At 44.6% G+C, this 21,434-nt stretch carries 18 protein-coding genes; 14 read left to right on the top strand and 4 right to left on the bottom strand.

The window, feature by feature from the left end; all coding sequences use genetic code 11:
* Positions 1–26 precede the first annotated feature (26 nt).
* The gene (glnB, locus tag NH462_RS01360) at positions 27–365 is read left to right on the top strand and encodes a nitrogen regulatory protein P-II (RefSeq protein WP_010371023.1); all 339 of its coding nucleotides are present in this window, start codon (positions 27–29) and stop codon (positions 363–365) included.
* Positions 366–611: 246 nt separating this feature from the next.
* On the opposite strand, the gene NH462_RS01355 is transcribed toward glnB, so the two are convergent.
* The gene (locus NH462_RS01355) at positions 612–1,376 is read right to left on the bottom strand and encodes an outer membrane protein assembly factor BamD (RefSeq protein ID WP_010371025.1); all 765 of its coding nucleotides are present in this window, start codon (positions 1,374–1,376) and stop codon (positions 612–614) included.
* 123 nt (positions 1,377–1,499) lie between these two features.
* Between NH462_RS01355 and rluD the strand changes: the two genes are divergently transcribed.
* The 6 genes from rluD (at position 1,500) to NH462_RS01325 (ending at position 9,368) form a co-directional block, all read left to right on the top strand.
* Positions 1,500–2,477: a 23S rRNA pseudouridine(1911/1915/1917) synthase RluD gene (gene rluD / locus NH462_RS01350; RefSeq protein ID WP_010371027.1), complete on the top strand. Its 978-nt coding sequence runs from the start codon at positions 1,500–1,502 to the stop codon at positions 2,475–2,477.
* 1 nt (position 2,478) lies between these two features.
* Positions 2,479–3,195 carry a peptidoglycan editing factor PgeF gene (gene pgeF / locus NH462_RS01345; RefSeq protein ID WP_010371029.1) on the top strand — a complete coding sequence of 239 codons (717 nt, stop codon included), beginning with the start codon at positions 2,479–2,481 and terminating at the stop codon, positions 3,193–3,195.
* A 90-nt stretch (positions 3,196–3,285) separates the two neighbouring features.
* A complete protein-coding gene (clpB, locus tag NH462_RS01340) occupies positions 3,286–5,859 on the top strand; it encodes an ATP-dependent chaperone ClpB (RefSeq protein WP_253103380.1) in 2,574 nt (857 codons plus the stop codon).
* Positions 5,860–5,987: 128 nt separating this feature from the next.
* Positions 5,988–6,923, top strand: coding sequence for an NADP-dependent oxidoreductase (locus tag NH462_RS01335; protein WP_010371032.1), 936 nt, complete (start codon positions 5,988–5,990; stop codon positions 6,921–6,923).
* Between the two features lie 128 nt (positions 6,924–7,051).
* Positions 7,052–8,629: a glutamate--cysteine ligase gene (gene gshA / locus NH462_RS01330; RefSeq protein ID WP_010371034.1), complete on the top strand. Its 1,578-nt coding sequence runs from the start codon at positions 7,052–7,054 to the stop codon at positions 8,627–8,629.
* Positions 8,630–8,759: 130 nt separating this feature from the next.
* Complete coding sequence (locus NH462_RS01325; protein ID WP_010606683.1) at positions 8,760–9,368, top strand: transglycosylase SLT domain-containing protein; 609 nt, start codon at positions 8,760–8,762, stop codon at positions 9,366–9,368.
* 52 nt (positions 9,369–9,420) lie between these two features.
* Here NH462_RS01325 and NH462_RS01320 read toward each other — a convergent pair whose 3' ends face one another.
* Together NH462_RS01320 and ccsA are read right to left on the bottom strand one after the other, a co-directional pair.
* Positions 9,421–10,680 carry an HlyC/CorC family transporter gene (locus NH462_RS01320; RefSeq protein WP_017216168.1) on the bottom strand — a complete coding sequence of 420 codons (1,260 nt, stop codon included), beginning with the start codon at positions 10,678–10,680 and terminating at the stop codon, positions 9,421–9,423.
* A gap of 68 nt (positions 10,681–10,748) precedes the next feature.
* Positions 10,749–11,555, bottom strand: coding sequence for a cytochrome c biogenesis protein CcsA (gene ccsA, locus NH462_RS01315; RefSeq protein ID WP_253103378.1), 807 nt, complete (start codon positions 11,553–11,555; stop codon positions 10,749–10,751).
* 207 nt (positions 11,556–11,762) lie between these two features.
* On the opposite strand from ccsA, the gene ffh reads away from it, so the two are divergent.
* Entirely contained in the window at positions 11,763–13,142 is a 1,380-nt protein-coding gene (ffh, locus tag NH462_RS01310) for a signal recognition particle protein (RefSeq protein ID WP_010371045.1), read from the top strand.
* A gap of 60 nt (positions 13,143–13,202) precedes the next feature.
* On the opposite strand, the gene NH462_RS01305 is transcribed toward ffh, so the two are convergent.
* The gene (locus tag NH462_RS01305) at positions 13,203–14,861 is read right to left on the bottom strand and encodes a tannase/feruloyl esterase family alpha/beta hydrolase (RefSeq protein ID WP_253103372.1); all 1,659 of its coding nucleotides are present in this window, start codon (positions 14,859–14,861) and stop codon (positions 13,203–13,205) included.
* 257 nt (positions 14,862–15,118) lie between these two features.
* Between NH462_RS01305 and rpsP the strand changes: the two genes are divergently transcribed.
* The 6 genes from rpsP to NH462_RS01275 all read left to right on the top strand — a co-directional run bounded on the left by rpsP (position 15,119) and on the right by NH462_RS01275 (position 21,358).
* Entirely contained in the window at positions 15,119–15,367 is a 249-nt protein-coding gene (gene rpsP / locus NH462_RS01300; protein ID WP_010371051.1) for a 30S ribosomal protein S16, read from the top strand.
* Between the two features lie 17 nt (positions 15,368–15,384).
* Complete coding sequence (gene rimM, locus NH462_RS01295) at positions 15,385–15,918, top strand: ribosome maturation factor RimM (RefSeq protein ID WP_010606688.1); 534 nt, start codon at positions 15,385–15,387, stop codon at positions 15,916–15,918.
* Positions 15,918–16,685, top strand: coding sequence for a tRNA (guanosine(37)-N1)-methyltransferase TrmD (gene trmD / locus NH462_RS01290; RefSeq protein ID WP_237115899.1), 768 nt, complete (start codon positions 15,918–15,920; stop codon positions 16,683–16,685). Before rimM ends, trmD begins: the two co-directional genes overlap by 1 nt.
* Before the next feature lie 33 nt (positions 16,686–16,718).
* Positions 16,719–17,078, top strand: a complete 360-nt coding sequence (gene rplS / locus NH462_RS01285; protein ID WP_017216162.1) for a 50S ribosomal protein L19 — start codon at positions 16,719–16,721, stop codon at positions 17,076–17,078.
* A gap of 211 nt (positions 17,079–17,289) precedes the next feature.
* Positions 17,290–18,438: a bifunctional chorismate mutase/prephenate dehydrogenase gene (gene tyrA, locus NH462_RS01280; RefSeq protein ID WP_253103370.1), complete on the top strand. Its 1,149-nt coding sequence runs from the start codon at positions 17,290–17,292 to the stop codon at positions 18,436–18,438.
* 577 nt (positions 18,439–19,015) lie between these two features.
* Positions 19,016–21,358, top strand: a complete 2,343-nt coding sequence (locus NH462_RS01275; RefSeq protein WP_253103368.1) for an SEL1-like repeat protein — start codon at positions 19,016–19,018, stop codon at positions 21,356–21,358.
* Positions 21,359–21,434 lie beyond the last annotated feature (76 nt).

Here is a 21,434-nt window from a genome sequence, read left to right as displayed (position 1 = left end):
GCTATACCAAAGGAATCGAGATAGTCATGAAGAAAATAGAAGCAATAATTAAACCGTTTAAACTTGATGATGTCCGAGAAGCGCTTTCGGATGTGGGGATCACAGGTATGACGGTATGTGAAGTAAAAGGTTTTGGTCGTCAGAAAGGTCATACTGAGTTATATCGCGGTGCTGAATATATGGTAGATTTCTTGCCTAAAGTGAAACTTGATATTGTTACCGCAGATGAAGACGTTGACAGAGCGATTGAAGTTATCCTAAAAACCGCACAAACGGGCAAAATTGGTGATGGTAAAATCTTTGTGACCGATGTTGAACGCGTGGTTCGGATCCGTACAGGTGAAGAGGACGAAGAAGCGATTTAATACGCTGTTAAGTCAAATGCTTACCTTTTAAGGCTGCTTACCTTCTATTATGGGCAGCCTAATTCCTTCCTTATTACAACTACAATCAAATAAAATATGCTGACGGCTGACGGCTGACGGCTGACGGCTGACGGCTGATGTCTATGTACAGAAAACAAGTATTTTTTACTGCTGTAGAATGCTTGAAGGCGAGCGTTGGTGGGAGAGAAGTCACAACATCGGTGATATCGTGACTTAACAGTGTATTTATTTGTTACGAGCGTTAACCGATTTGGCTTTTTTCACATTATCCGCAAGGTCTGGCAGGCCGAGTTTGCGGTAGCTTTTTTCCATAATGTCAAAAGCTTGGGTCAGATAACTACTTTGAGAGTAGTGTTCTACTACATATTTACCACGGTTTGCTGCGGCAAGATATGCTTCACGCTCGAAGTAATATTCAGCGACTCTCAGCTCGTAACGAGCCATTTTGTTTAGTAACCATACTAAGCGTTTTTTCGCCTCTGGTGCATACGGACTGTTTGGATAGTTTTTGACTAACGTGGTTAAATCCTGAAAAGCAACACGGGTACGATTGGCATCGCGGTCGGCTCTGTCTACACCAAAATATTCTTGGAATGCGTTTTCGTCAGCTTTAATACTTACCAGACCTCGCATGTAGTACATGTAGTCTAGGTCTTTATGATTTGGATTTAAGCGAATAAAACGATCAATAGTGGCAAGTGCTTGGTCAGTGTTACCTGTTTGATAATATGCATAGACTAAGTCCATTTGAACTTGTCTTGCATAAGGGCCAAATGGATAACGAGCATTAATCGCACCCAATAATTCAATGGCGCGGGCATATAAACCAGAATCTAATGTTTGTTTAGCATCTTCATAAAGCGCTTGGGCGGATTTGTTTGGTACGCGTTCAATATCTTCTTGTTCTGGTGCGGATGAACAGGCTGCCAAACCCAAAACAGACGCGGCTAACGCCAGCCTAAAGGCGTGTGTCCTTAAGTTTTTAATCATTTTATTTTACTACCTTTGTTTTCTTCGGCTAGGCCAACTCGGCAAAACCGAGTAAACTATGCATTAATACGATTCTAACCCAGTCGAGCACGGCTTGCACTGGTAAATTAGGTAAAGTTTCAGATGTCAGAGCAAATTTCCCTCCAAGCGGAGGTTCCAGTCGAACTCGGTGGTAAACGTCTAGACCAAATATTGGCGCAATTGTTCCCGGATTTTTCTCGTTCAAGAATAAAAACTTGGATCCTTGAAGATAAAGTCACCGTAGATGGTGAAGTATTCAACACCCCTCGTGAAAAGTTACTTGGTGGTGAAAGTGTTGCTATCGAGACGGTTATCGAAGCACAGCGCGAATACGAAGCGCAAGATATAGAGTTAGACATTGTTTACGAAGATGATGACATTCTTGTGATAAACAAGCCGATGGGGCTGGTGGTTCACCCCGGTGCCGGTAACCCAGATGGCACTGTGTTAAATGCTCTGCTGCACCATCACCCAGAAATCATTAACGTGCCTCGTGCTGGTATCGTACACCGTCTGGATAAAGACACTACCGGTCTAATGGTCGTGGCGAAAACCATTCAAGCACAAACGCACTTGGTGAAGAATCTACAAGCGCGTGAAAACTTCACACGTGAATACGAAGCAGTTTGTAATGGCACGATGACCGCAGGTGGCATGATTGAAAAGCCAATCGGTCGTCACGCAACTAAGCGTACACATATGGCAGTACATGAGATGGGGAAGCCTGCTATCACTCATTACCGTGTTGCTGAAAAGTTTCGAGCACACACGCGCCTTCGCCTGCGCCTAGAAACCGGTAGAACGCACCAAATTCGTGTACATATGGCGTATTTGAATCACCCGCTAATTGGCGATCAGCTCTATGGCGGCCGTCCTCGTCCACCAAGAAATGCGACTCAAGGATTAACCGAGCAATTAAGAGAGTTTAAACGTCAGGCATTGCATGCTATAAAACTGAGTATCGCTCACCCTATTACTGGCGAGAAGATGACATGGGAAGCGCCTGTGCCTGAAGATATGATTAAACTGGTGGCTGCGCTTAGAGAAGATACCAAAGAAAACCCGGATTTAACGTTATAAGATGCAACTTGCTCAGTGGCCATTAACCCAATTCGTTGGGACATTATCAACAACGCGCAAGGGCGGTGTTTCAGCACCGCCGTATGATAGCTTTAATCTAGCCTTTCATGTTGGTGATAATGCTGAACATGTAGCCGAAAACCGTCGAATTTTACATGGTTATGTGGCCAACCCGATTGTATGGCTTGAGCAAGTACATGGCGCTGAAGTGGTGGTGGTCGACGAGCAGTTTGAAATCGCGCAGGTCCATCAAGCCGATGCCTTATACACTCGCTTGCGTCAAACGCCACTGGCTATCATGACAGCAGACTGCTTACCCATTCTGCTTGCATCAAAAGATGGTGAAGAGGTGGCCGCTATCCATGGTGGTTGGAAGCCTCTTGCTGCTGGAATTATCTCGCAAACACTGGCTAAGTTTACCTGTGCACCTGAAGAGATCTGTGTATGGTTTGGCCCAGCGATTGGGCCTAGTGCATTCGAGGTGGGCGAAGACGTAGTACAGGCTTTTGAGGCGCAACGAAATACGGCATTTGTTGCCAAAAAAGACGGTAAATATCTTGCGGATATTTTCGAGCTTGCACAGTCGTTATTGCGCGAACAAGGTGTAGAGGATTTTTACGGCGATAAACACTGTACAGTAACTATGTCCGAGCAGTATTTTTCTTATCGTAGAGACAAAACAACGGGCCGTATGGCAACTTTGATTTGGCGCAAATAATCAGGGTAAATTATTACTTTTACGCTTGATCTTCGTTCAGTTAATACCCATAAATAAGGTAATTCGATATTTTATATGGGTAAATAAATCATGCGTTTAGATAGATTTACAAGCAAATTCCAAGCTGCGCTTTCCGATGCGCAGTCATTAGCGCTTGGGCGCGATCACCAATTTATTGAACCTGTTCATTTAATGTATGCTTTGCTCCAACAGAGCGGCTCAAGTGTGCGCGCATTATTAGCACAAGCAGGTGTGAGCGCCGACGAGCTTAATACTAAGTTGTCACAAGCCATTGAAAAGCTATTTAAAGTAGAAGGCGTAGGTGGTGATGTACAGCTTTCAAATAACCTTATTTCGCTGATCAATCTGTGTGATAAATATGCACAAAAGCGTAAAGACAAATATATCTCCAGCGAGTTGTTTGTTTTTGCTGCGTGCGAAGATAAAGGCCCATTAGGCGAGATTTTCAAAGCGCTTAACATCACCCAACCAAAGATTGAGCAAGCCATTAAGGCTATTCGAGGGGGTCAAAAAGTGGATGACCCTAATGCCGAAGACACTCGCCAAGCTCTTGAGAAATTTACTATCGATCTCACTGAGCGTGCCGAGCAAGGCAAGCTTGATCCGGTTATTGGCCGTGACGACGAAATCCGCCGCACTATTCAAGTGCTACAGCGCCGTACTAAAAACAACCCTGTACTTATCGGTGAACCGGGCGTTGGTAAAACCGCCATCGTTGAGGGGCTCGCGCAGCGTATTATCAACGGTGAAGTTCCAGAAGGCTTGAAAAGTAAGCGCGTACTATCGCTGGATATGGGTGCATTGGTAGCGGGAGCCAAATACCGTGGTGAATTTGAAGAGCGCCTAAAGTCGGTATTAAACGAGCTGGCTAAAGAAGAAGGCCAAGTTATTCTCTTTATTGACGAAATCCATACTATGGTAGGGGCGGGCAAAACCGACGGTGCAATGGATGCGGGCAACATGCTAAAACCCGCACTTGCACGTGGTGAGCTTCACTGTGTAGGGGCGACCACACTCGATGAGTATCGTCAGTATATTGAAAAGGACGCGGCACTTGAGCGTCGTTTCCAAAAAGTATTTGTTGCAGAGCCAACCGTAGAGGATACCATCGCTATCCTGCGTGGCTTAAAAGAGCGTTACGAGTTGCACCACTCAGTGGATATTACCGATCCTGCGATTGTCGCTGCGGCTAATTTATCACATCGTTATATTTCAGACAGGCAGCTTCCAGATAAAGCTATCGATTTGATAGACGAAGCAGGGTCTTCAATTCGACTGCAAATTGACTCAAAGCCGGAGCAATTAGATAGACTAGAGCGCCGTATTATCCAACTAAAATTGGAAGATAACGCGCTGGCAAAAGAGAAAGATGAAGCGAGTCAAAAGCGTCGCACTGAGATGCAAACGCTCATCAATGAATTAGAAGCTGAGTATCGAGAGCTTGATGAAGTGTGGAATGCCGAAAAAGCCTCACTACAAGGCACACAAGTGATTAAGGCTGAGCTTGAGCAAGCGCGTTTAGATCTAGAAGTCGCGCGTCGAGCAAGTGATTTGCAACGTATGTCCGAACTACAATACGGTCGGATCCCTGAGCTTGAGCGAAAACTAGACCTTGCTTCTCAGGCTGAAATGCAGGAAATGAGCCTTTTAAAAAATCAGGTTGGTGAAGATGAAATTGCAGAAATTTTATCTCGCTGGACTGGGATCCCGGTCGCAAAAATGCTCCAAGGTGAGCGTGAAAAGTTACTGCAAATGGAAGACGAGCTTCACAAAAAAGTGATTGGTCAAGACGAAGCTGTTAATGCGGTTGCCAACGCTATCCGTCGCTCACGAGCTGGGCTTGCAGACCCAAATCGCCCAATTGGTTCGTTCTTGTTCTTAGGTCCAACAGGGGTTGGTAAAACGGAGCTGACCAAAGCGTTAGCCAACTTTATGTTTGATACGGAAGATGCCATGGTGCGCATTGATATGTCCGAGTTTATGGAAAAACACTCAGTTGCGCGCTTGGTTGGTGCACCTCCTGGTTATGTCGGCTACGAAGAAGGTGGCTATTTGACAGAAGCGGTAAGGCGTCGTCCTTATTCTGTGATTTTACTTGATGAAGTGGAAAAAGCGCATCCAGATGTATTTAACATCTTATTGCAGGTGTTGGACGATGGTCGCTTGACCGATGGTCAAGGTCGCACGGTTGATTTTAAAAATGCAGTGATCATCATGACCTCGAACTTAGGGTCGGATGTCATTCAAGAGCAAGCAGGAAATAACGACTACGCAACACTCAAGGAGCGTGTTATGGGCGTGCTGGCTAGTCAGTTTAGACCTGAATTTATTAACCGTATTGATGAAACCGTGGTGTTCCACCCGCTTATCAATGAACATATTAAAGAAATAGCGAGTATCCAGTTAGACAGATTGAGTAAACGCTTAACTGAAAAAGGCTTTGCGCTTGAGCTCAGTGACGCCGCGCTTGATAAAATCGCAGCAAGCGGATTTGATCCTGTATATGGTGCTCGTCCTTTAAAACGAGCCGTGCAACAATACATTGAAAACCCGTTGGCGCAGGACTTGTTACAAGGTAAGTTTGTGACTGGCGATACCATTAAAGTCGAGGTGGTTGACGACCAGATAGTGTTTAAGCACTAATATAGCTAAATGCTCTTACAGCCATGCTGTAAGAGCATTTTTCCTTCCCATACTGTAAATTTCTTCAAACTCCTTACCCTTTCGCGTATTCTACAAAGATAACAAACTGTCTTCTAAGAAAGCCGCATATGATAAATAAGTCAACCACTTACGGTATCTACGAATTTGGTGATAGCAACCAGCTGTGTAGCACCATCATTTCTTTGCCAGCGCTTACTTCAGGCCAAGTGCGCATAAAAGTAAACAGTACCAGCATAAATCCTATTGAAGTGAAAACCAGACAAGGCCTTGGTTATGTTGCAGCGCAAAAAAGCGCAGATGCCTTTTTGCCGCTCGGATACGATCTGTATGGTGAGGTGGTTGAGGTTTATGGCCCAGATAGCCAATTTAAAGTAGGCGACCTTGTCATCGGTATGGTTGGATTTGCAAGTAACCCCGGGACCTATAGTGACTATACAATGGCGCTTGAGTCAGAGCTCATCAAGGTTTCTTTGCAAGAAAATCCAGATATTGCAGGTCTTTGTCTTGCGGGTCTTACGGCAAAACAAGCGTTAGATAAATTTTCGAATCATAATCGTCCACTATATGTATTGGCACCAACTGGTGGTGTGGGGCATTTAGCAATTCAACTAGCGCAGCTCCAAGGGCGAAAAGTCATTGCTGTCTCGACCCGTCCTGAGCATGAATTGTTGTCGAAGCTCAAGGTAACGGCAATAAGTTATGACAAATTTTATCAGCACCAAGTTGAGTGCGATTTACTGGACTTAATTGGTGGCGATATTGCATTACAGTGTGTCGACTCGATGAAGCCGAACTCGCACCTAGTGACTATTCCCAGCGTCACCAAAGAAATGGTCTGTGAGCGAGCTACGATAAGGGGTGTAAGGGCTGAGGGGATGCTGGTTGCGAGTAATTTAGACGATCTTAAATATTTGTATCAGGCGTATCAAGCTGGCAAAATCAGCATAAATGTAAGTCATTACTTTGCTATGGCGGATATTGCGCTGGCTCATCACTGTATGGAAAGTGGTAAGCATGTTGGCAAAGTTATTATTAAGGCCTAAGTGTACTAAAAGTAGCCGTATTTAAATTGATTGCTCGGTTTAAATCACTCATTTAATGGATACACTTGGTATAATTTGGTTTCGACCCCATAAACTTGAAATTGGCCTGTAGGTTCGAGGAAGAATTTTTGAAACAATTAGACTTAAACACTAAGCTGGACTTATTGTCTGACGGCGCGCATCGCGGCGTTTTCAAAGGTATCAAAAGAGGTATCGAACGTGAGGCATTGCGGATCCAAGGGTCGGGAAAAATAGCGAAAACACCGCATCCAGAAAAGACGGGCCACGCACTGACCAATGGTCATATCACCACTGATTTTTCTGAGTCGCTACTCGAATTTATCACTCCAGTGAGTGAAGACCCACAAGAGACATTAGCGCAACTTTCTGATCTACAGAAGTTTACTTTGGCTAACATGGGTGATGAGTTACTGTGGCCTTTGTCGATGCCATGCTTTATTGAGGACGAAGAAGATATTGTCCTAGCGCAGTTTGGCACTTCTAATATCGGCAAAATGAAAACGCTTTATCGTGAAGGGCTGAAAAACCGTTATGGCAGCATGATGCAGGCCATTGCAGGTGTGCACTTCAATATTTCATTTCCAGAGACCGTATGGCAAAGCCTGCAAGTGATGTCTGAAGACGATAACCCTCAACAATCATTTATCTCCCAGCAGTATTTAGGCCTTATTCGTAATTTCAAGCGTGAAATGTGGCTGATAAGCTACCTGTTTGGCGCATCTCCTGCGCTTTGTCCGTCATTTTTGCAAGGTAAAAAGAGCGACTTGCCATTTAGTAAGCTAGAAAATGGCTCCATCTACCTTGAATACGGCACCGCACTTAGACTGGGTGATTTAGGTTATACCAATAGTGCACAAAGCTCGCTTAAGGTGATGTATAACGATCTGGATGAGTATATTGCGGGCTTGCGACAAGCCATTCGTTGCCGCTCCGACTTGTATCATGAAATTCCAGACTATCGAGCAGCAGAGCCAAAACAGCTAAATCGCAACATTTTACAGATTGAAAACGAGTTCTACTCACCAATTAGACCAAAACGCAATGCCAAGTCTGGTGAAACACCGACTCAAGCACTTGAACGTGGTGGTATCGAATATATCGAAATTCGTGCGTTGGATGTTAACCCATTCGAGCATACTGGTGTGAGTCTTGAGCAAATCCACTTCCTCGATGTGTTCTTAACCTATTGTTTGCTAAAGCCAAGCCCGGAGCTTTCTTTTGAAGCGCAAAAGCTCGCTGGTAAGAATTTACATCAGGTGGTTAACCAAGGTCGCTGCACAGCACTTGAACTGAGTAAAGCGGGTGAGCCTGTGAGTGTGAAGCAGTGGGGCACGGAGATTTTTACAGACTTACTCAAAGTCGCAAAAATGTTAGATGCGAGTACCGAAAAATCAGTTTATGTGGCAACAGTGGAAAAATTAATGTTGTCAATTGAAACACCTGCACTTACTTTTTCTGGGCAGTTGCTATCTCAACTGAAGAGTCGTACCTTAGAACAAGGCTCAATGGGCATTGAACTTGCGAAAAAATATAAGCAACTTCATCAAGATATCAAATACGGTTATTACGATGAAGATACGCTGAAGTCATTTGCACGTCAGTCTTTCGAAGATGAGGCTGCGGTTAGAGCTGCGGATACGGTAGACTTCACGGCTTTCCTTGACGATTATTTTTCAAGGGCATAATGCACAAGGCATAAAAAAGCGCAGCCATAAGGCTGCGCAAATAAATTTCAGGGATGAAACAATGCTAAACTGCTGCATTCATAAGTTCAGACCAATGCAAATTGTAAAAGTTCATTAGGTTTCGAAAAAAATGCAAAAAAAATTAATTTTAATTAGCCTCGTCGCTGTTTTATCCGGATGTGCTACTGCACCACCTAAACAACCTCATGATATTTGTAAGATTTTTGAGGAAAAAGAAGATTGGTACTATGACGCTCGTGATGCTCAAGAAAAGTGGGGCTCACCAAAGCATGTACTGATGAGTATGATGTACCAAGAAAGTTCTTTTCGGCATGATGCGGCTCCTCCTATGGAATATTTCCTGTGGTTTATTCCTGTTGGCAGAGTGAGCTCTGCTTATGGCTACTCTCAAGCCAAAACTCCGACCTGGTCTGATTATATTCGTGAAACTGGAAACTCAGGTGCAGATCGCGATGACTTTGAAGACGCCATCGACTTTATGGCTTGGTTCGTATACAAGACTCACAAGGTAAACGGCGTGTCTAAATGGGACGCTTACGCACAATACCTCAATTATCATGAAGGCTGGGGCGGTTATCGTCGTGGTACGTATAAAAATAAGAAATGGTTAATGCAAGTCGCAAATAAGGTAAAGCATCGTGCTGCGCGCTATGCCGTTCAACTTAAACGCTGTGAAGATGATTTAGATAAGAACTGGTTCGAGAGAATTTTTTCTTGAATAAACCGCGGTGTTACTTTCAACACCGCAATTGAGTTTAGCTTTTACTTGCTTAAGAGCTAGAAGAAATTTTCACCATCTTGATCATGTTTTCTTTGATCTCAATGACTTCCATCTTATAACCAGAAATCGTTAAGCCAAGAGGCGCATCTGGAATATCCTCAAGGTGCTCTACAATCAGACCACTGAGGGTTTTAGGACCTTCGGTAGGTAAGTCCCAACTCATTTCTTTATTTAAGTCACGCACGTTTACACTGCCGTCAACCATAACTGAGCCATCACGCTGCATGTTTACGTCTTCGCTCGGCGCACGCGTCTGCGTAGTGGTAAAGTCACCTACGACTTCTTCAAGAATATCTTCGAGCGTAACCAGACCTTGAATGTCACCATACTCATCAACAACAAGACCAATGCGCTCTTTGGCTTCTTGGAATTTGATCAGCTGTGTATTGAGCGAGGTATTCTCTGGTACATAGTAAATCTCTCTTACCGCACGCAGTAGTGACGGCTTATCAAACTGCTCTTTTGTCAGTAGGCGTAGCGCATCACGAGCGTGAATAAAACCAACCGCATCATCAATTTGGTCACGGTAAAGTAGCACTCGGGTGTGCTGCGCATTCGTGAGCTGGCGAGCAATATCTTTCCACTCGTCATTGATATCTATCGCATTGATCTCACTGCGTGGGATCATAATGTCTTCCACGGTCACGTGATCCAAGTCTAAGATAGAAGTGAGCATGTTTTGGTGGTTTGAGGGCAGCATAGCGCTTGACTCATTTACCACGGTTTTTAATTCTTCTTTACTTAGGCTGTGCTCTTCAATCTCTTGTGGTGTGATCCCGACCAATCGCAACATACCATTGGTGATCCAGTTGGTTGCCACAACCAAAGGGAACAAGACCTTCAACAATACTTTGAGGATAACAGAGCTTGGGAACGCGACTTTCTCGGGGTATAAAGCTGCGAGAGTCTTAGGTGTGACTTCAGCGAAGATAAGAACCACAAGTGTGAGACCAAAGGTAGCTACTGCGATACCCATATCGCCATACAGGCGCAGTCCAATGATGGTAGCCACTTGCGCAGCGGCAATATTGACGAGGTTATTTCCGATCAGGATCAGACCAATCAGTCTGTCAGGACGGTTAAGAAGGTTACTTACACGCTTCGCACCACGGTGATTCTCTTTTTCAAGATGGCGTAGACGAATACGGTTGATTGACATGATACCGGTTTCTGAACTAGAAAAATAAGCCGACATCAAAATGAGCACGCCGAGTATGATAAACAAGGCGCTGGTCGATATGTCTTCCAACAGTGGATCCCTTTTTTACTTACGAAAGAGTATTAAGCGTTAGTGAGTTACGATAGTCAAGTTAAAGTTTAAAACCTGCCTAAAATCACTTCTTGTATAAAGCGACTACCAAAGTAACCTAAAGTTACGATGCCAGAAGCCGCTATGATTGAAATCACCACAGACTTACCGCGCCAGCCGAACTGCTTATGCCCAAAGGCGACGATGACATAAATAAGCCATGCAACGATAGATAAAATGGTTTTGTGAATAGTCTCTTTGGCGAACATACCGTCTAAAAAGTAAAAACCGGATGCCAATGCCAGTGTTAATAAACCTGTGCCTACAAATAACAGCTGATAAAGCTGCCTTTCCACTTGCATAAGTGGCGGTAGATGGCTGGTCATAATCGCCAAATCCCGTTGTTTTAAGCGTTTATCAATAAACATAAATTGAATGGCGTAGAGTGTGGCGATGATAAGTACACAGTAAGCCAACAAAGAAAGTGAAATATGTAAAACGAGACCAACATCTATGTTTATTGTATGCATAATAATATGGTGTGGAATGAATAGGCTTGCTAATAACAAAATAGCGGCGAAACCATACACCACGGGCAGCAATAATGTTGCAGGGAAGCGTAAAGATACGGTCGTTACAGAAACAACGATAACCCAACAGGTTAACAAGGCAACGTTGACGGTACTGAGATCTTGTCCTTGATGCGTAAACACTGAATTCACCAACACTAGCATATGAGTCAAAATGGCGACGGTGCTTAATATTAAGGTTTTCTTTTGATCTGGACCTTGTTTGTCAAATAAGCGCGATAAAACATGGCTGGTGGCCATGATGTAAAAGAGACAGGCGATTAATGACAAGCTAATAATCAACATAAAAATAAGTGCCTAATTTTTGCTTTCCTTTTTTAGCTATTGTATTTAAAGCCTATCCACTTGCATAGGGTTTTATCTCAATCTGTTAACTTATTCTTATTTTCGTTCAGCGAAAGCGTAAAAAGCAGAACAATCGGCTTGAATACTGTATTAGTGGCTCGCATATCAGTATAATGCCCGACAATTTCGAGATTTTGGAACCGATACATGTTTGAAAACCTCCAAGAGCGTTTAGGAAAAACGCTTAAAAACATCAGTGGCCGTGGCCGACTAACTGAAGACAATATTAAAGAAACACTCCGTGAAGTACGCATGGCATTGCTTGAGGCTGACGTTGCCTTGCCAGTTGTGCGCGACTTTGTAAAACAAGTAAAAGAACGCGCGGTTGGTGTAGAAGTCACAAAGAGTCTGAGCCCAGGCCAGGTTTTCATCAAGATTGTTCGTGAAGAACTTGAAAAGTCGATGGGTGAGGCCAACGAAGAGCTGAACCTAAACGCGCAGCCGCCAGCTGTCGTGATGATGGCAGGTCTTCAAGGTGCGGGTAAAACCACCAGTGTTGGTAAGCTGGCTAAATTCCTTAAAGAGCGCAAAAAGAAATCTGTGTTGGTGGTGAGTGCTGACGTGTATCGTCCAGCGGCTATCAAACAGCTTGAAACGTTAGCAGCAGAGGTTGACGTCGAGTTCTTCCCCAGTGATATTTCACAAAAGCCGGTAGATATCGCAACGGGTGCTATTTCTCACGCGAAGAAAAAGTTCATTGATGTGGTACTTGTGGATACCGCAGGTCGTTTGCACGTAGATGCAGACATGATGGATGAAATCAAAGATTTACACGCGGCGATTAACCCAATTGAAACCTTATTTGTTGTTGACTCAATGACAGGTCAGGATGCTGCAAATACAGCAAAAGCGTTCGATGAAGCGCTGCCACTCAGCGGTGTTATCTTAACTAAAACGGATGGTGATGCGCGCGGTGGTGCGGCACTGTCTATTCGCCATATTACTGGTAAGCCCATTAAGTTTATCGGTGTGGGTGAAAGAACGGATGCCTTAGAGCCATTCCACCCTGACCGTGTTGCATCTCGAATTCTAGGTATGGGCGATGTACTGTCGCTTATTGAAGAAGTCGAAATGAAAGTCGATAAAGACAAAGCCCAAAAAGTGGCTGAGAAAGTCTTTAAAGGCGATGGTTTTACACTGGAAGATTTTGCTGAGCAGCTGCGCCAGATGAAAAACATGGGCGGTATGATGTCGATGATGGAAAAGCTGCCTGGTATGTCGAACTTGCCAGATGCAGTAAAAGGTCAAGTAAACGATAAGACCTTTAATCAAATGGAAGCCATCATAAGCTCAATGACGCCAAAAGAGCGTGCACGTCCTGAAATCATCAAAGGCTCGCGTAAAAAGCGTATCGCTGCGGGTTCTGGTACGCAAGTACAAGACATTAATAAGTTGCTGAAGCAGTTTACCCAAATGCAGAAGATGATGAAGAAGATGAAAGGCAAAGGCGGCATGATGAAAATGATGAAGAACATGAAAGGCATGATGCCGCCGGGCATGTTCGGTGGCGGTGGGCCTAAGTTCTAACACCGTTTTATAGTATGGATAATGGGAAAGGCAAGCCGTATGGCTTGCCTTTTTGTTCACTTAGTTGTTCTTAAAATTGGACACTATTGGCCTAAAGTTTTCTGCTTTTTTCGGGTCGCCTGTACCAATGTACTGGGCTTCTTGTGGATAGGGGTAAACAGGGCGAGTGAAAAGAATATTGCCCTGCGGATCTTCTTTTTGCGTCATCAGTGCATCCGGTGCTATGCCTGTATCAAGCCAATGCACTAACGCTGCGATGGCATCAAAGGTTTCAGCGCCAGGTCCCTCGATACCACAATGCACCAATCCTGGTGGCAAGAATAGCCGAGCAAAGTCGTAGGTGTTGTCTTTACCCATATAGTTGATAACCGACTCATACCAATCAATAGTTGCATATGCAGGTATCGCAGCGTCTGACCATCCATGTAATACAATCATTTTGCCACCGCTATTTTTAAATCCAGTGAGATCAGGGTGATCGGCGTCCATAAAACTTGAGATAGATGAAAGCTCGCCAACCTCATTGTTGTAAGAAAAGTCTCTCCAGTTGCCTTGATTGTATCTTTCTCGAGGAAAAGCCAAGTACTTTAAATACTCGGTTGCAGCATAGTAGTGATAAGGCTTGATAAACGGTGCTTCAGGGAACAACCAACCTGTCCATTCAGGTTCGGAGCCATAGGGTAGGCCGCCATAAATGACGTTGCCTTGTTGGTCGTAGGATGGCGCATATATTTCCTTAATTGCGTTGACTTGGCGAGGTGTCAGGCATTTACCCGTTGTGTTGTGGCTGCACAGGAGCGTTTGCGGGTCAAAATCGCAGCGTCTAGGATCACTTATTAATCCATCAACTAAGCCATCTTTATGATCACAAGCTTGCATGACGGCCTGTGAAATAAAGTCAGTGTAGCTTGCATCGAGCAGTGCGTTATCGTTTTCATCCAAAATAGCTTTTGCATTATCCATGCAGTTGACTAGGTTGACTTTGGTGTAATTAATCGTCGGTCCTCTGGCAATCACGCCATCAAAATCATTTGGGTAACGCTTTGCGGCCATTATCCCTGCATGACCTCCTTTCGAACAACCCGATATAAATGAGTACTTAAGTTGCTTACTATAAAAACGCTCAATAACCGCTTTTGCTGCAACAGCAACCACATGGTTCGCTCTATAGGCGAAGTCTTCTCTTAACGGCACATTGTTTTTAGCCCACAAACCATCGAATCCAGCAGCGGTATGGCCGCCATCATGAGACATGGTCGCGTAATTGCGCATAACGCCAGCCATCGTTGGGTAGTTCGATACTTCGCCACAAAAGCCCATACAGGCATTGAGCAAGAAACGTTGGTTCCAAACTTGGTCCATTGGTAACCTAAGCTGAAAACGTATCGTCGGTGCGGCATAGCCTTCAACCAAACAGTGCTCAGATAAAGAGTTTGTTCCTTTTGGTATAGGTGTACCCAATAGGCGACTATACTTATAAGTCCAGAGTTCGGTGTCGGCATCTAGGGTTTGGCTTGGTACATATTCTGCGTTGGTGATACTCATTGCAGCATTACCTTGCTCTAGCTGCGAGAAGTCGCCAAAACGTAACAGTTTACAAGCCGTTATTTCTTCATTGTTTGCTGCAAGTGTTGAAGTAGCAACGAGCGCAAAAGAAAAGAATGGAATACCTAGAAGTAGATGTTTAATTGAACGTTTTGCTTTGCGCATTTGGTTCATATGTGTGCTTTCCTTATAAATGAAACAACAGGGACTTTCGACTTTCCAGCAGTGCTGAAAAAGTCAATTTTTTGTACCACTATTGGGACGAATGTGGCGTGCGAAACTTCAGCGGTAATTTTTGTAGCAGGGCCTAATAAAGCATCAACTTTGGAATTAACTTGCATTGCGCGTGAAAATGCGTAAAATGCCCGAGCTTCCCGTAATGGGAAGTACAAACTTATTAATGAAAACAGTCAATCTATGTAGAGGACGGTATGGTAACTATTCGTTTGCAACGTGGCGGCGCTAAAAAGCGTCCATTCTATCAAATCGTGGTTGCGGATAGCCGTTTCTCGCGTGACGGTCGTTTCATCGAGAAGGTAGGTTTCTTTAACCCTATCGCTGCAGGTCAGGAAGAAAAAGTACGTTTAGATTTATCTCGTGTTGATCACTGGGTAGGTCAAGGTGCAGCTCTTTCAGATCGTGTTGCGAAGCTGGTTAAAGACGCTCGTAAAGCGGCTTAATAGGCGTAAGTGTAACCATGAGTCAAAGTAAAACCTCGACAATCGTTGTTGGTAAGCTTGGTGCTCCTTATGGCATCAAGGGTTGGCTTAAGGTGCATTCATTTACTGACGATCCCCAAGGGATCTTCGATTTCAGCCCATGGTTGATAGGGCAACAAGGTAAATGGCAAAACCTTGAAGTGAGCGACTGGCGTCGTCACAACAAGGGATATATCGCTAAATTTGCACAGGTAAACGACAGAGATGAAGCAGTGGCTTATACCAATGCTGAAATCGCTGTTTATGCTGAGCAGCTTCCTGAATTACCTGAAGGGGAGTTTTATTGGCGAGATCTCATCGGCATGTCAGTAGTAACCGATAAAGGCTACGACTTAGGCATAGTTGATGACTTGATGGAGACTGGTTCAAATGACGTTTTGGTTGTGAAAGCAAACAAAAAAGATGCATTTGGCCAATCGGAAAGATTAATTCCATTTTTAACAGACTCTGTTATTTTGGATATTAATCATGACGAGAGAAAAATTACGGTAGATTGGGATCCAGCGTTTTAATGAGCGATCAGCAAAAGCTATGGGTTGGAGTGGTTTCACTTTTTCCTGACATGTTTAATGCGATAACTCAGCAAGGCGTAACGGGTCGAGCTGTGAAAAACGGCTTGATTGAGTTTAATTGTTGGAACCCAAGAGACTACGCCACTGATAAACATAGAACCGTGGATGATCGCCCTTATGGTGGTGGCCCAGGAATGTTGATGATGGTTGAGCCTCTCAAAAAAGCCATTCTTGATGCCAAAGCGGCAGCAGGAGAAGGTGCTAAAGTAATTTATATGTCCCCTCAAGGGCGAAAGCTAGATCAACAAGGTGCGACTGAATTGGCGCAATCTGAAAAGTTGATTTTAGTAGCGGGTCGTTATGAAGGTATTGATGAGCGGATCATCGAGTCTTATATAGACGAAGAGTGGTCCATCGGCGATTTTATACTGAGTGGTGGTGAGTTACCTGCCATGACATTAATCGATGCAGTAGCTCGATTAGTGCCAGGTGTGTTAGGTCATAACCAATCAGCAGAACAAGATTCATTTTCGGATGGCTTGTTGGATTGTCCTCATTATACTCGGCCGGAAACATTGGATGATAAACAGGTGCCTGCTGTATTACTCAGCGGAAACCACCAAGAAATAGCCAAATGGCGCTTAAAGCAGTCTTTGGGTAGAACTTGGCAACGTCGTCCTGACTTGTTGCGTAACCTAGCTCTGACTGAGGAGCAGGCGGCATTACTTGCTGAATTTCAGCAAGAGAATGGCCAAGCTTGTGGCTAGAAGACAGTTACACCTAGGAATGTGAGAAATAAAATGGCAAAAGTAAACCAAAATATTATTAAAGAGCTTGAAGCTGAACAGCTTAAGCAAGACGTACCTGCGTTCGGCGCTGGTGATACAGTAGTTGTACAGGTACGCGTAAAAGAAGGTAACAAAGAGCGTCTACAGGCCTTTGAAGGTGTTGTAATCGCTAAGCGTAACCGTGGTCTACACTCATCTTTCACTGTTCGTAAGATTTCAAGCGGTGAAGGTGTTGAGCGTGTATTCCAAACGCACAGCCCTCTTATCAGCAGCGTAGCAGTTAAGCGTCGTGGTGCGGTTCGTCGCGCTAAGCTTTACTACCTACGTGAGCGTTCTGGTAAATCTGCACGTATTAAAGAGAAACTTAACTAATACGTCGCATTTATCAAATGCAGATAAAACAGGCCGCTTTATGCGGCCTGTTTTGGTTTTATCCCTCTCATTATTTCCATTCTGTGAATACTCACTGACATATCAGACGTCTTGTCACGATATTTTCATGGTTGCTTACTTTTAAAGCGGCGCACTTCTTGTTAGACTCGGTGTATTATTTAATTTACTACTGTATATATAAGTTTACATCATGAATGGGGCTAACGATTTAGAAGCAATACGCGTTGCAATAGATGATTGCGATAGCGAGCTTGTCGCACTACTTGCAAAGCGCAAAGCATTGACCGAGCAGGTTGGAAAAATAAAACAGCAAAAGGGCGCACCGCTACATGTGCCGAAGCGCGAAGCTGAGCTGATCAAAGCCCGGCGCGCAGAAGCTGATGCCAAAGGGGTAAACCCTGATTTAGTCGAAGATATTCTGCGTCGTATGATGCGAGAAGCCTACGAAAACCAGCAAAGTGAACTCGCCTGTGCTGCACCAAAAATGTCGCCGGTCGTTATTGTCGGTGGTCAAGGCGCCATGGGTAAACTGTTTGCGAAACAGTTTAGGCGATCAGGCTACGAAGTACGCATTTTAGACAAAGACAATCAATCACAGGCTACTGAGCTACTGAGTGATGCTAAGTTAGTATTGGTGAGCGTTCCTATCAATGCCTTTGAGCAGGTTGTTAATGCGCTACCTACGCTGCCTGATGACTGTATTCTTGCTGATATTACCTCTGTGAAGCAAGCCCCGCTCAAAGTACTAATGAACAAGCACAACGGCCCTGTAGTCGGTCTACACCCTATGTTTGGTCCAGATATATCTCATTGGGTTAAGCAAACTGTCGTGGTGTGCGAAGGACGTATGCCAAAGCAATGTGAAGGATTAATCAAGCAACTAAAGATCTGGGGCAGCCAGTTGGTACCGATGGACGCTAAAAAACATGACCAATCCATGCAGATCATTCAGGTAATGCGCCACTTAACCACGTTTGTGTATGGTCAGTTTTTATCCAAGCAGTGCCATTCATTAAAAGAGCTAAGAAGCTGTTCATCGCCTATCTACCAATTAGAGCTGATGATGGTGGGACGGCTGTTTGCACAATCCCCTGAACTTTATTCAGATATTATGCTCGCGCAATTTAATGATGTAGAAGGGTTATTGGCAAGCTATCAAGATACCTTTGAGCAGACATTGGCCAAGCTACAACAAGGCGATAAAGAAGGTCTAATGCAATCTTTTTCACAAGCCAAACAGTATTTCTCAGAAAGCGCGAAACACTTCCTATCACAAAGCCGAGGCCTGCTTAACAAAGCCAATGACGCAAAAGTGTTGGATTATGAGGAAAGTATTTAGCGCCAAGTTATGCCTCCTACATCACAGTGCAAATAGTGTTGTGGGAGTGGCTTTACGCCACGATTTTACGTAGGTCGCCATTTATGGCGACAAATAACTTTGGTGCTGACACAAAAGAAATTTGTTCTTAGCCCTAGCTTGACAAAGCGAAGTATCAAATAACACCCGTTACTATCTGCATCAATGCTGATAATGCAGCTCCAAGCATGAGGTGGGTATCAGCGATTTCGTACAAATAGTGTTGTGGGAGTGACTTTACGCCACGATTTTACGTAGGTCGCCATTGATGGCAACAAATAACTTTGGTGTTGATTCTATTGCGTTTTGTTCTTAGCTCTAGCCTAACGAAGCGAAGTATCAATAACAGGATTTCCAAATTTGAGGTGGGTGTCAGAGACTTCCTCGATTTTCACGCTTGTTCCCAAACCGTGTGAAAGCATTTCCTCTTAGTACAGACAACCTACACTTACTGATTAAAATCTATCCCATTGTCAGCCATCACAAAATGTCGTTTAATAAGGGCATTCAGCCCCCAATCATGATATTTACAGGGTTAAGCAGTTTAAAAGGAATATTGATGTTAGAACAGAACCCCGAATTAACCCCAGAGATTAAAGCACTGATTGAAAAAGCTCAGAGTGGAGATGCAGATGCCCATTGCAAGCTGGGTGTTATCTATGAGCAAGGAAAAGGCGTAGCGCAAAGTGATAAGAAAGCGGTTGAATATTTCCAGTTGGCCGCAGAGCAGGGAGATGCGCGCGCTCAGTGCAACCTAGGTGTTATGTATAGACAAGGAAAAGGCGTCGCGCAAAGTGATGAGAAAGCGGTTGAGTATTACCGGTTGGCCGCAGAGCAGGGAAATGCAAATGCTCAGTGCTCTTTGGGTATTATGTATGAATTTGGTCAAGGCGTAGCGCAAAGCGATGAGAAAGCAGTTGAGTATTACCGGTTGGCCGCAGAGCAGGGAAATGCGCGCGGTCAGTGCTACTTGGGTGTTATGTATAGACAAGGAAAAGGCGTCGCGCAAAGTGATGAGAAAGCGGTTGAATATTTCCAGTTGGCCGCAGAGCAAGGAGATGCGCGCGCTCAGTGCAACCTAGGTGTTATGTATGAATATGGTCAAGGCGTCGCGCAAAGTGATGAGAAAGCGGTTGAGTATTACCGGTTGGCCGCAGAGCAGGGAAATGCAAATGCTCAGTGCAACTTGGGTGTTATGTATGGACAAGGAAAAGGCGTCGCGCAAAGTGATAAGAAAGCGGTTGAATATTTCCAGTTGGCCGCAGAGCAGGGAGATGCGCGCGCTCAGTGCAACCTAGGTGTTATGTATAGACAAGGAAAAGGCGTCGCGCAAAGTGATGAGAAAGCGGTTGAGTATTACCGGTTGGCCGCAGAGCAGGGAAATGCAAATGCTCAGTGCTCTTTGGGTATTATGTATGAATTTGGTCAAGGCGTAGCGCAAAGCGATGAGAAAGCAGTTGAGTATTACCGGTTGGCCGCAGAGCAGGGAAATGCGCGCGGTCAGTGCTACTTGGGTGTTATGTATAGACAAGGAAAAGGCGTCGCGCAAAGTGATGAGAAAGCGGTTGAATATTTCCAGTTGGCCGCAGAGCAAGGAGATGCGCGCGCTCAGTGCAACCTAGGTGTTATGTATGAATATGGTCAAGGCGTCGCGCAAAGTGATGAGAAAGCGGTTGAGTATTACCGGTTGGCCGCAGAGCAGGGAAATGCAAATGCTCAGTGCAACTTGGGTGTTATGTATGGACAAGGAAAAGGCGTCGCGCAAAGTGATGAGAAAGCGGTTGAATATTTCCAGTTAGCTGCGGAGCAAGAAAACGCTCGGGCTATATTCATTCTGGCCTATTGCTACTTTCGGGGAAAAGGGATCACTCAAAGCTTTACAGAGGCTAAAGCTCTGTGTGAACAAGTGTTCAAAGACCCTCTACTAAGCTTTGAAGCCTATGAGCTTCACGATAGAGCTGAGCGTTTTGAACAATCAAAGTCAATTAGCGCTTTAAGAGAGGAGATACTCTCTCATTTGGAAGTTAGAAAAAATGGTACGATGACTCACTATACCGCTTTCGACGTTGGGCAAGCAATTTTGTTAGAAAAAAGCCCTTTTAGGCTGGGGCACATTAACGCAGTAAATGATCCCAATGAGGGAAAATTACTTTGGCAGGAATTAGGTTACGCGCCGGAAGAGGGCAACCCTGTGTTTATTGGCTGCTTTTTACCGGACAGCGACAGCCTGAATATGTGGCGCTTTTACAGTAAAAACCACTTAAATGACGATGCTTGCGGCTGCGCCATTACTTTTAATACAGAGCGCTTTTTTGGCTATCGTTTAATGAAAGATCAGGGCTATCACGCAGAGCAAAATGAGCAACGAAAACCTTCATTTGCCAATACCGGCCAATCTCCTCAGGAAAGTGCTGCTTTTTACCGGGTTGTGTATCTAAAGGATAATTTTAAGATACTGGGCCAGGGTGCCAAAAAGCTGCAAGATGACTTTAAAAACCTCAAAAAAGAAGTTGATAAGTTTGTTGGCAAGAAACCCACTCCTGAAAAATTACAAACACTTGCCTGGCTACTCGGCCCGCTGCCTTATCTGCTAAAAGATGCCAACTACAAGGATGAGCAGGAACACAGGGTGATAGTCACGCATCTGGACTATGGCGCTAAAGAAATAAAGAGTGAAGATCCCGACTTTGCAAATGGCAAAGCACCGCGCTTATATCTGGAGCTGCACAGAGACGATCATCTGACTCCGATTGAGTACGTTACACTTGGCCCCAAAGCGCCGAACAAAGAGATGATGGCACCGTACTGGCGACACCAGTTGGCCAGCAAGTTTGAATCGCAGCTGAAAAGACGCAAGGATAAACCTCTGAATATTAACCCCTCGCGCTGTGCTTATAAGTAGTGCGAGGGATCCTCTGGGCTTGTAGTCGGGCGTTTAGCGCGTTCGACCACCAGCTGGCCCGGTAGCGCGATTAAAT

It is taken from the genome of Pseudoalteromonas sp. OANN1, assembly GCF_024124685.1.
Lineage (GTDB): Bacteria > Pseudomonadota > Gammaproteobacteria > Enterobacterales > Alteromonadaceae > Pseudoalteromonas > Pseudoalteromonas piscicida.
Note: the sequence above shows the minus strand (reverse complement) of the source record. Positions and strands in the feature narration are given on the sequence as shown.